Origin of the sequence: Maritalea sp. (assembly GCF_051251695.1) — a bacterium.
In the GTDB taxonomy this organism is placed as follows: domain Bacteria; phylum Pseudomonadota; class Alphaproteobacteria; order Rhizobiales; family Devosiaceae; genus Maritalea.
On sequence record NZ_JBPOEU010000047.1, the window covers coordinates 1 to 10,536 of the forward strand.

General features: G+C 48.9%; 11 protein-coding genes and 2 pseudogenes. 7 read left to right on the top strand and 6 right to left on the bottom strand.

From position 1 onward, the window contains the following. Positions 1–196, top strand: a 196-nt coding sequence (locus ACSHWX_RS17115) for a hypothetical protein (RefSeq protein ID WP_435669437.1), incomplete at its 5' end; no start/stop codon positions are given. Positions 197–330: 134 nt separating this feature from the next. On the opposite strand, the gene ACSHWX_RS17120 is transcribed toward ACSHWX_RS17115, so the two are convergent. Both ACSHWX_RS17120 and ACSHWX_RS17125 read right to left on the bottom strand, forming a co-directional pair. After that, the gene (locus tag ACSHWX_RS17120; RefSeq protein WP_435669445.1) at positions 331–603 is read right to left on the bottom strand and encodes an integrase core domain-containing protein; all 273 of its coding nucleotides are present in this window, start codon (positions 601–603) and stop codon (positions 331–333) included. Positions 604–1,021: 418 nt separating this feature from the next. Next, positions 1,022–1,684, bottom strand: coding sequence for a hypothetical protein (locus ACSHWX_RS17125; protein ID WP_435669438.1), 663 nt, complete (start codon positions 1,682–1,684; stop codon positions 1,022–1,024). 232 nt (positions 1,685–1,916) lie between these two features. Here ACSHWX_RS17125 and ACSHWX_RS17130 point away from each other — a divergent pair, with 232 nt between their 5' ends. The 4 genes from ACSHWX_RS17130 to ACSHWX_RS17145 are packed head-to-tail and all read left to right on the top strand — an operon-like array spanning position 1,917 to position 5,971. Continuing rightward, positions 1,917–3,107, top strand: coding sequence for a PfkB family carbohydrate kinase (locus ACSHWX_RS17130; protein WP_435669439.1), 1,191 nt, complete (start codon positions 1,917–1,919; stop codon positions 3,105–3,107). Next, the gene (locus ACSHWX_RS17135; RefSeq protein ID WP_435669440.1) at positions 3,097–4,023 is read left to right on the top strand and encodes a carbohydrate kinase family protein; all 927 of its coding nucleotides are present in this window, start codon (positions 3,097–3,099) and stop codon (positions 4,021–4,023) included. The genes ACSHWX_RS17130 and ACSHWX_RS17135 overlap by 11 nt, the downstream gene beginning before the upstream one ends. Continuing rightward, entirely contained in the window at positions 4,016–4,957 is a 942-nt protein-coding gene (locus ACSHWX_RS17140; protein ID WP_435669441.1) for a hypothetical protein, read from the top strand. Before ACSHWX_RS17135 ends, ACSHWX_RS17140 begins: the two co-directional genes overlap by 8 nt. Positions 4,958–4,972: 15 nt before the next feature. Beyond that, entirely contained in the window at positions 4,973–5,971 is a 999-nt protein-coding gene (locus tag ACSHWX_RS17145) for an SIS domain-containing protein (RefSeq protein ID WP_342857478.1), read from the top strand. Between the two features lie 2 nt (positions 5,972–5,973). Here ACSHWX_RS17145 and ACSHWX_RS17150 read toward each other — a convergent pair whose 3' ends face one another. From ACSHWX_RS17150 to ACSHWX_RS17165, 4 genes are read right to left on the bottom strand one after another with little or no spacing between them, the layout of a single operon-like run. Then, positions 5,974–6,948 carry an ABC transporter permease gene (locus ACSHWX_RS17150; protein ID WP_435669442.1) on the bottom strand — a complete coding sequence of 325 codons (975 nt, stop codon included), beginning with the start codon at positions 6,946–6,948 and terminating at the stop codon, positions 5,974–5,976. Next, entirely contained in the window at positions 6,945–7,907 is a 963-nt protein-coding gene (locus ACSHWX_RS17155) for an ABC transporter permease (protein ID WP_435669443.1), read from the bottom strand. Before ACSHWX_RS17155 ends, ACSHWX_RS17150 begins: the two co-directional genes overlap by 4 nt. 7 nt (positions 7,908–7,914) lie before the next feature. Next, entirely contained in the window at positions 7,915–8,898 is a 984-nt protein-coding gene (locus ACSHWX_RS17160; protein WP_435669444.1) for an autoinducer 2 ABC transporter substrate-binding protein, read from the bottom strand. 38 nt (positions 8,899–8,936) lie between these two features. Continuing rightward, complete coding sequence (locus ACSHWX_RS17165) at positions 8,937–9,707, bottom strand: ATP-binding cassette domain-containing protein (protein ID WP_342857482.1); 771 nt, start codon at positions 9,705–9,707, stop codon at positions 8,937–8,939. A gap of 145 nt (positions 9,708–9,852) precedes the next feature. Here ACSHWX_RS17165 and ACSHWX_RS17170 point away from each other — a divergent pair. Then, positions 9,853–10,050: pseudogene (locus ACSHWX_RS17170) on the top strand (transposase); the annotation flags it as partial. Then, a pseudogene (locus ACSHWX_RS17175) lies at positions 10,034–10,179 on the top strand (IS3 family transposase); the annotation flags it as partial. The pseudogenes ACSHWX_RS17170 and ACSHWX_RS17175, both read left to right, overlap by 17 nt. Positions 10,180–10,536 lie beyond the last annotated feature (357 nt).

Genomic DNA, 10,536 nt, shown 5'->3' on the forward strand with positions numbered 1-10,536 from the left:
GTTATATTTTCTTAACACTTCACAGCGAACAAGCCCGTTTTTTCGCAGCCTCTTAACAAGTGCCTTGCGACTGACATCTATTGTGCTCGTCTCTGCGGCATCGATCTCGCGGGCCAATGTCGGTTGGGCAGGTTACGAAACAGATCATCAAGGACAGGATGAGCGGGCACCAACCGTTCAGCAGCATCCGTCTTGAGGAGCCTAACGCCATTGGGACGCACATGAATGAACGTTCCCAGATTGCCCTTTTGAACAAGATCTTCGCGAAGTGAAGTGGTCCTGCTTTTTAGGACAGGTTTGCGGCTCAGCTAAGATGTAATCTGGTTGGTTTCACGCGGCCTTCTGCGTCTGTTCTTTTGTGAAGAACACGTCGTCGGGTGATCGTTTGTCGAGAGCGGTGTGGGGCCGCTCGATGTTGTAGAAGCTGATCCAATCTTTAATCACGCGTTTGGCTTGGAACCCGTTCTGCAATTCATGCAAGTATACGGCCTCCTGTTTGAGGGACCGCCACAGCCGTTCGATGAAGATATTGTCGAGATAACGGCCACGCCCCTCTATTACCGGCAGTGCATTGGCAAAGCCAATGTCACGAGAGGCATCGATATTTTGATTTTAGCCTCAGTCAAAGGGGGGCCAGGCCGCACCAGTGAACTGCGATCCTTGGTCGGTGTTCATAATCTCGGGCTTTCCGTATTTTGCGATGGCCTCTTTCAAAGTCTCAACACAGAAGCTGGCGTCCAGCGTAAGCAACAGTTCTCATTATCCTCAAAAACGTGTCGGTCAACGATTTTAGGTATTCTGCCACCAGTTTCTAAGACAACAGGTTCTTGCCATGGGAAGCCCGACGGGATCGCAACCTGAATCTGGTAAGCGTCGAAAGGTCCATTTGGACCAGAAACGACCAAGTTTCCCGTTAGAACAACGCAGTCCTTCCAGGTCGTTATTGCTAATTCAGGCTGGTGCTCAGCTACTGCCGCAGAAAAATCAGTTAAGAGCCCCTCTGGAATTCGGGGGTCTGGCTTCAATTTGACCACGGCTTTCCGCCTTCGCCGCTGGACTGGCGGGATTTAACGGCGGATTCCATCCGTTCAACACGCTCGGCGTCTGACAAAGCGGCCGCTGCTGCCGATGCTAAAAAGGGTGCGGCAAGACCCGCGCCCACTGCTGACTTGGTTTCCAAAGCTACTGCAGCCTTTGCTTCATCTTTAACAGGTTCAGCAAAAAAGCGGTGCTTGAACGCTTTACGCCATGCACCGCGAGCTTTTTTATCGTCGTCGGCATCGTCATCAAGCGCATCCAATGTTTCGAGTGATGACTTGGCTTGGTCAATTAGCCGACCAATCCGATCAACGTCCTTGTCGTCAGACACTTGGATACCGTTAGCGTAGACTGGTGCGTATTTTGATCGCTGAGACAGCGAACGCAGGGTCTCGCGGAACGACCGATCATCACGGCCATCATCAGAGTTGTAGGGCTCAATGAACAAAGCTGTTGCAACTAATCCACCAGGAAAAGAAAGGTTCAATCGAGCGGTATGGGTTTTGGTGAAGAACTTGCCCAAACGGATGACTCGGCGAAGCTGGTAACCTCCGGATGTTTCTGAGCTTTTTGCAGAGACCTGAAGTTCAATCCAAGCATTCATCGCGCGAGGATCGGAATCGATCCACTCATCTCCGGCCGACAACTCATACTTCCACCCAACGTCAGTCCAGCGACGCCGAAACACTGGAAAATCGCACTGATACGATAAACCAGAAATACTCTCTTATCAAATAATGTTATTATCTTCATAATCGCTGACGTCACGCAATGCGGTTGAAACGTTTCAATTGCTTATTTCTCTGGAATGATGCAGATAGAAGTGGATTACTGAAATTAACTAAATAATATGAAAAAATGATAAAGTGGTAGCGACAATGTCTAGCGGCAAAACCAATAATCTGAAGGGTCGGGCAACCATTCGAGATGTGGCACAAGCGGCAGAGGTTTCTGTCGGCACAGTATCACACGTCTTGAACAAATCAAAAGGCGCTTCCGAAGCAACTCGGACGGCTGTCATGAAAGCAGTGGTCGAGCTGGACTATCGCCCGAATAGTTTAGCAAAGTCTTTGATTGCTCGCCGGACGCGTCCTGCGTTAAAACAAACGTCCCATGCGCCAACAATCATTTCGGTGGGATATTTATCGGTTGATTACATGGTAAGCATTGATCATGTCCCTGTTAATGGGGAAAGGATGACATCTAAAGCAATTCATAAAATGTTAGGCGGCCCTGCTGCAAATGTTGCAGTATTCGCTGCAGGGCTTGGGGTGCCATTTGAATTGAATGTCGAGATTATAAGTCAGGTCGGTGGGGATGCTGACAGTCAATGGGCGTTAGAGGAACTCGCTCACAATGGCGTTGATGTTAGCGGAACGCTACAGGAAGCTGGCGGGAGGCTATCACGGTGCATTGTTTTGGTGGATGCCAATGGGCAACGTACGATTGTAAACGAACCCCTTCAAGTGCCAGTAAATCTATTGGAGCAACATTTATCACAGCAGGTACAAAATGATAATCCAGCCTGTATCCATTTTGACGGATTTCACTTTGAGACGGCTCAAAAAGTTAAATCTGGCATGAGAGCTGCAGGGTATCTGTCATCCCTGCATGCAGCCGGTTTGGATGCAAAGCAGAAAACGCTTGAGGGCTGTCTTGAGCTGATGTGTACATTTGATTTGCTATTTTTAGATCAAGATACATTTGCGAAAATTACAAGGGGAGACCTTGAGCTGGAGGTTAATCCTGAGCGCTTATTTTCAAGGGATAAGCGGCACTTGTGTCGTGCGATTGTGTTAACGAAAGGTATCCATGGGGCGACATTATTGCGTCCAGATACTGCACCTTTGAATCAATCTTGCCCCGCGACGCAAGCTGTCGATGTCACCGGTGCAGGCGACGCATTTACAGGGCTATTTCTGGCTGCTTGGCTGTCATGCGGTGATATGGAGGCCGCGCTACGCCATGCGGTGAATGGGGCAAGTTTGTCGGTTACAGCACTGGGTGCGCAAGGCCGGATTGTTCGTGCAGAAGATATTATCTCAAAGGATCATATTCATGACGAATAGGAAGCGACCTGTGCTTTTGTGCATTGGTGATATTGATATGGATATTATCATAACCGTTCCTGCTCCTCCCGGAAAAGATCAAAAGATAGATGGGAAATGTGTTGCGAGGACAGCAGGGGGCATGGCCGCAAACGTAGCTGTTGGAGCGAGCCGATTAGGAACCGTGACGAGACTGCTTGGAGTTGTTGGCGATGATGAGATGGGCCGCGAAGCATTGTCTGCACTTAACTATGAAGGAATTGATTTAACCCATTCGCAGGTTCGCGTAGGCGTTCCCACATTTTTTTGTGTCGTATTGGTCGATGCTGAAGGCGAAAAGTCATTAGTAAAAGCAGTCAGTCCCGCTTATTTGCCGCAAGTTTCTGATGTAAAAGCTGCAAGCTTTGACGGCGTCACCCATGTTCACATGACGTTCACTAAGCCGGATTTGGCTTTCGCAGTGATCGCGCAAGCCAATGCGGCGGGGGCTAGCATCTCGCTTGATCTTGAAGCTGCAGATGTACCTGATGATTGTGGGGACGTCACCAAGTTGATAGAAAGCGTTGACCTGTTATTCATCAGCGAAAATAGCCGTAAGGCAGTCGAACAAAGGATTGGCTGTCTGCTGGCCTCGGCATGCCGTTCAATTGTAATGACGCGCGGCCCATATGGGGCGTCGGTCGAGCAGCATGGCGAAATCTATGAGGTTTCAGGGCATACAATCGATGTTGTTGACACGACTGGTGCTGGCGATGCTTTCGCGGCTGCATACTTACATTACATTTTGTCTGGATCTAATGCCGTTAAGGCCTTGCAAGCAGCCAATATAGCTGGGGCGCTATCAACGCAGGCGTATGGGGGGCAAGCTGGTATGGTATCTAAAACCCAAATCGAAGAATTTTTATTGGCACAAAAGAATGAGATTGATAATGCCTGAGCATAGATTCGAGTTTGCAAAGATCATGACTGACAGGGGGTTTCTCACCCCTGAGGCATATGTCATGGATGGTCTCCTTGATATCGTGGACGAAGGGGTGTTGGGGGCTTCCAATCACGTTTCTCTATCGTTGTCGTTAATAGCAAAGGTTGCCGCGCAGGGAGGTAAAAACTCTTGCGTTGAGGCACTGATGCTGGCGAATTTTATTGCGCTTGTAAGGGGTGAGGGGGCGCCGATCGTAGCCAATGCTGTGAACTGGCAAGTGGAAGGACTTGAAGGCTTATCCGATGAGAACGCCGTGCAAAGATTGCAAGATCGGGCGCTCGATTGGGAGGTGTCAGCGCGGGATCGACGTGACAAACTTCTGGCTAAAGCAAATGAAATGCTTACGTCAATTCGTAGGCCAATGATCTACGATTACTCAAGTACCGTCGCCGATCTGATCCGTACTCTGGCAATTAATACGGGATTGGAGGCTATCATTATTCCTGAGAGCCGTGCAATTGATGGGGGGCGTCGATATATGAATGCGCTGGCCGACCTAAATGTTAATATCGATTTCTTACCGGATTCGGCTATTGAATATGCAGCGACTTACGCTGATGCCGTATTTTTAGGTGCCGAGAGCGTCACGCTTGACGGTGGAATTATAAATACAATTGGGTCCACGTCGACTGCGCGCGCGGCGCAGGCGCATAATGTTCCTGTGTATGGTGCCGCTGATTTGTTCAAAGTTGGTACGAAGCGCGCTAACGAAATGCCTTCAAGGCCCTTGCGAGAGTTCCCATTTTTACTCAAAGCCAACGAGGCAGCTAGGACGTCGGCCCCAGAGCTAGAAATAGTTCCTCCTGCACTCATATCAGCCATCCTCACTGAGGTCGGTCCCGTTGTGCCAATGGAACTTGAAAGCTCGTTGCATTGGCGGAACGTATAAATAGGAGTATCAAAAATGACCCTTCATGATAGCTTAGCTTTGATGAAACGCGAACTGATCGAGCAGCCTCAAACGTTGGCGGCCGCCCGTGATGCAATTTTTCGAGAAGCCGCTTTAATTCGACCACATAAAGCTGAAACGATCTGGATAGGGGGCTGTGGGGATAGTTTATTTGCAGCCCAAGCGCTGAGCTTATATTTTCGGCAACAAGGATGGGCGGTACGGCCAGTTAGTTCTGCTGAGATGCTCTGGGACGTGGATATTCAACCGGAGGATAGCGTGGTGGGGATTTCAATGTCAGGTTCCACGCGCCGTACTGTTGAGGCAATTCGTGCAGCATCTGCGATTGGCGCTTATACTATTGCCATTACGTTGAACTCTAACAGTGATTTGGCGCAAGCCGCGACTAAGACGCTTTCCTTGCCTTTTGTTCCGATCAGTCGCGCTATTCCTCATGGTATGGACTATCACATGACTTTGCTGGCACTGATTGCTTTAGCAGGTGACACTCTGGTTACTGAGCCACATGTGATCCTTGCTGATGCAGGTCCTAAAATGATGACAGAAACGCAAGCTATAGCTGCGCGTGTTACTTCAAATACCAGGTTCTTTTTTCTTGGCAGCGGTGCGGCATTAGGGTCTGCCAATTACGGAGCAGCAAAGATGCACGAGGCCGGCGGTCTCTCAGCATGGGCATTTGAAGCTGAAAATTTTGCTCACGGGGCGCAGTTTATGCTTAAAAAGGGTGATCATGTGGTGCTCTTGGGGGCGGGCGGACGCTCTGATGCTCGGACGGCGTCTCTGTACACAGGATTTGAAAAATTGGGAGTTTCTGTGAGCTCAGCGGGCTTAGATACTGATGATGCACTATCCGCTGCGGTCTTGTCGGGATTACATTGTCAGGCACTTTGTCAAAGTGTTGCAGCTGCGTTTGAGTTAAACGTGTCTGATCCCGCAAATGGTTCTGGTGCAGATACCGTCCAGAGTAAGTGGTTCAGCTGGACGGCATCTTAACTTTAAGATTGGTTAGAGCGTTTACGGACGCGAGCGCGCCAGTGGTCTCCAGTAATGTTATCGGTGATTACACTACCGATAAGTAGAATGCCAATGGTCGCTAGCTGCCAAGCTTGCGATACATTTGCTAATTGGAGCCCGACTTGGAGTGTCGTTACAATCAAAACAGCTAGGATTGTTCCGGAAAGGCGACCTATGCCTCCGAAAATATGCGCACCACCTAAAACTGCAACAGTGACCGACAGAAGCTCCATGCCGTCACCCGCGTCTGCGCGGGCGGCTTGAAACCATGATATGGTCATAATCGCAGCTAATGCAGCGACCATCCCACTGATGCAGTAGAGCGCAAAGCGCAGATGCCAAACTTTTACTCCTGATAAAAATGCTGCGCGTTCGTCGTTGCCTGCAGCGTAGATATGTGAGCCAAGCCGTGTGTGAGACAATATGACATGCAAAACTACGGCAAGTGGTAAGAAAACAATCCACATGTGATTTGGTATTCCTAAAAACCTACCTTGGGCAAGGCTTCCAAACCATTCTGGAATTCCACCAATCGGCGCGCCGCCAGTCAAAGCTAGAGCTAGGCCTGAGTAAGTGAAAAACGTTGCAAGCGTCGCCATTAGTGAAGGCACATGCAAAATGCAAACCAAGAAGCCATTGACGGCACCCAGCATCCCACCAAGGCCAATACCGATCGCACAGGCGAGCAAGATAGGTATCCCATTTGCGGCGAGGCCAGCGATTGCGAGGCCAACTATCGACATTGTAGCTCCAATAGATAGATCAATTCCCGGTCCGCCAGACAGGATTACTAGCGTTTGAGCCATCCCTAAAACTCCAAGAACAGGCACATATTGTAATAGATAGGTGACAGTCGAAGCTTGTAGAAAATAAGGAGAAAGGAATGCTCCGAGAAGCCCTGCAGCAATCAAGAGCGCCGTAAGAAAAAACATGCGCTGATTTAATGGGTCTTTCATGATGTTCTCCTAGTTTCGAAGGCATCGATTGCAAGGACCGCGATGAGCAGGCCTCCTATAACGACAGTTTCCCACAATGATGATACACCAATCAGCACTAGGCCGTTTTGCGTAATTTTTATAAAGATAACACCTAACAACGCCCCAAGTAGAGAGCCTACTCCTCCCCGAATATTGGCACCTCCAAGAATTGTTGCCGCGATGGCTTCTAGAGCAATATTTGTGCCAATATTAACTTCTACATTCCGCAAGCGTGCCACATAAAGAAGAGCAGCTACGCCTGCAAAGAGACCGAGCAACGCATAGGCTTGTATTTTTGTGCGTTCGACGGAGATGCCAGCTAACTGAGCGGATTTTTCGTCACATCCGATGGCGACAACGCGCTGCCCCCAAGGTGTGCGTCGCAAAATTGTCCACGACCCCCCATATACGACTGCAATTACAAACACACCGGATGGTATGCCCGCAAAGCTGCCTAATACGAGAAAGGATAATGAATTTGGCAAACCACTGATCCACACGCCACCTATCACGATAAATAAGGTCGCAGTGAAAATATACATAGAGCCTAGCGTTGCTACGATAGGTGGCACGCGCGTTTTTGCAATGAGAAGACCATTGCCGTAGCCGAGAGCTGCTCCGGTAAGAAGTCCTATAGGTATAACAATAATATCTGGCATTCCATATTGATAGGCTCGACCAATCATGACCGCAGAAACTGCTAAGATGCCGCCAACACTTACGTCTATCCCACCAAGAATTATGATGATCGTCATTCCTGCGCAAATAACAGAAAGATCTACTGAGTTGCGCAATACAGTTGTCAAGTTGCGTGAAGATAAGAAGAATTCCGACTGACTGGCGAATACAATGCATAGTATGATCAAGGTGATAAGTAATAAGCCTTCTCGACCCACAGTTATGGGCCGAGAAACAGATTTTTTTAATGTGTTTTCCATGTAAGGATCAGAAGTCAAAATTGTCGACGTTGTCGATCGTAAACACAGAAGGCGTCCCTAGAACAATCACTTTGGATTCTGTTTGGACTTCGATTGTGCGGTTTAAGCCTGGTACTTCCAAGTCGCTAGTAATCTCATTCCCCATTGCCAAATGGTTGCCAACAAAGACTGTAAGGTATCCTAAATCGGCTGGGTTCCAGAGAACGGAGTAGGGCATCGCTCCTGATTTGATGTAACCGCGTGCCGTATTTGGAGAACAAAAACCGGCACTAAGAACTTCTCCGATTGCATCCGCAGCTTCTACCGCTTGTGCAATGCCTGGACAAGTTGTGGATGCCATACCTAAAACGGCTTTTAGGTCAGGGTTTCGGGTCATAGCATCCGATGCAAATGCATAGGCACGTGCCGCAGTACCGTCTGTGTGGTCAACAGAAACAATTTCGATATTTGGATATTTTTGTTCTGCCCGCTCTTGTACGGCTGCAATCCAGTTTTGCATTGATTGGATCGTTGGAGAGTCCGATACGATGGCGATTTTACCACTGTCGCCTATACGTTCGACGGCTTCATCCAGCAAAGTATAGCCGAGATCCTGATCTAACGCCTGAGCAACATAGAATTGCCGAGCGCTGCCTGGTGCGTCAGCATCAGATGTCAACACGACGATTCCTTGATCTAATGCACGTTTGATTGCGGGCTTTAATGTCTCTTCATCCAATGGCGAAATCGCAATTACATCAAATCCTTGATTTACAAAGCTATCGAAAATGCGGAGTTGGTCAGCAGCGTTAGTGCTTGTAGGGCCTTGTTGCACATATTCAGCTCCCAAATCTTTCGCGGCTTTCTCGGCGCCTTCTCGCATTGCAATGTAGTAAGGAATTCCAGAGATTTGCGGAATGAATGCGATGCGTTTTGCCTCTTGAGCTGCTGCACTGAACGTGCTGGCTAGGGTTAGTGCCATACCGGCGACAAAAATCGTTTTCAAAGACATTTATAAACTCCTGTTTCGTTTGTGATGGGAATGTTGGGTTAGTGAGTTGGTGCGGTTTTTTTTGCTAACGTGGCACCTGTAATAAGCCCTACAACTTCTTCTGGTGTCGTTTGGGACGTCTCAAGGAGGCCAATCCTTTGCCCGCGCCGCAAAACCGTGATGCGGTCAGAGACTTCGAAAACGTCTTGAATATTGTGAGAAATAAGAATGACGGACTTGCCTTGTGACCGCAGCGTTTTGATAAATTCCAAAACCTTACGTACCTCAGCCACAGCAAGTGCCGCGGTAGGTTCGTCCATTATGATAAGGCTTGCATCAATGTTAAGCGCACGTGCGATTGCGACTCCTTGCCGTTGTCCGCCAGATAAATGCTCAACCCATGTATGAATGTCTGGGACCACCACATCTAGCTCATCTAGAAGTTGTACGCTGCGCTTGAACATGGCTCGTCGATCTAAAAACGAAATACCTGCAAATTTTTTTGTAATTTCGCGCCCTAGAAAAATGTTGTCGGCAATCGTCATTTTTCCGGCAAGTGCGAGTTCCTGAAAAATAGTGGCGACACCTCTATTCCAAGCATCTTGTGGAGATGTGAAATTGATGGGCTGGCCATCTAGCATCATATTACCTTCGTCTGGTTTATGTGCTCCAGCGAGAGTTTTGATCAAAGTGGATTTCCCCGCACCGTTATCGCCTACCAATGCCATAACTTCGCCTTGGCGGATTTCAAAATCTACTTGGTTCAAGGCTACAACGCCACCAAATCGTTTTACCACGCCCTCAACCGATAGCTTTAAAATGTCATTCATAGGATTACACCTTCAATTGAAACGTTTCAATTTATTATTACGTTTACCTGATACTGATCTGTCAACAGGTTTTCCGGCCATTAGGTCCCCGATCGCCAGCAAGCCTATTAGATCAAAGGGCAGCTGCCTAATTCAAAGGCAGTTAGGTAAGTTCAACGATGCGATTTCAATCAGAGACAGACCTGCAGAAGTCGAGGACCGGGCCGTACCAGGTCATTGGGAAGGGGACTTAATCGCAGGATCTGGCAATAGCTTTATCGCAATATTGGTCGAACGCCATACCCGCTTTGTGATGCTGGCGAAGGTTGGCAACAAAGCCAGTCACAGCGTCATTCAAGCATTATTCATCAGAAGAGAAGATCAGGATCGTGTTGGACGGCCTGCGTGCCGTGAGGGGATATCACAGGGCATCTATTACAAATGGTCAAAGGACTTCATGGAAGCCGGGAAGAAGCGGCTGACCGGGGACTCGCCACCGATGCAATAACCGCCGCTGCATAAACCCCGAGCATCTGGAAATAGGGACGAGGGGGGAGAACTTTATGGATGAAAGAGAGTTCGCGGCGAATGGAGTTGACTATAGCCTTCTGTGAGGGCTCGGTTCCCATGGCCTGCTTCGGCCTCACAGCCCGACACCCGTGCCACCCGTAAACTAGGGCTACCTCGAGCCCATAGGCCCTGTACGGCAACCACAGGGGCATAAATCTGGGGCATTCCTCAGCAGGTTAGTCTGCTGGGTCTAGGCTTGTTTATCATGGTGAAAATGGCTGGGGTGGTAGGATTCGAACCTACGGTACATGCTACCAAAAAGCATTGCCTTACCACTTGG

Coding starts and splice junctions, on each gene's coding strand:
- ACSHWX_RS17130 (WP_435669439.1), top strand. CDS start 1,917: ATGTCTAGCGGCAAAACCAATAATCTGAAGGGTCGGGCAACCATTCGA.
- ACSHWX_RS17135 (WP_435669440.1), top strand. CDS start 3,097: ATGACGAATAGGAAGCGACCTGTGCTTTTGTGCATTGGTGATATTGAT.
- ACSHWX_RS17140 (WP_435669441.1), top strand. CDS start 4,016: ATGCCTGAGCATAGATTCGAGTTTGCAAAGATCATGACTGACAGGGGG.
- ACSHWX_RS17145 (WP_342857478.1), top strand. CDS start 4,973: ATGACCCTTCATGATAGCTTAGCTTTGATGAAACGCGAACTGATCGAG.
- ACSHWX_RS17150 (WP_435669442.1), bottom strand. CDS start 6,948: ATGAAAGACCCATTAAATCAGCGCATGTTTTTTCTTACGGCGCTCTTG.
- ACSHWX_RS17155 (WP_435669443.1), bottom strand. CDS start 7,907: ATGGAAAACACATTAAAAAAATCTGTTTCTCGGCCCATAACTGTGGGT.
- ACSHWX_RS17160 (WP_435669444.1), bottom strand. CDS start 8,898: ATGTCTTTGAAAACGATTTTTGTCGCCGGTATGGCACTAACCCTAGCC.
- ACSHWX_RS17165 (WP_342857482.1), bottom strand. CDS start 9,707: ATGAATGACATTTTAAAGCTATCGGTTGAGGGCGTGGTAAAACGATTT.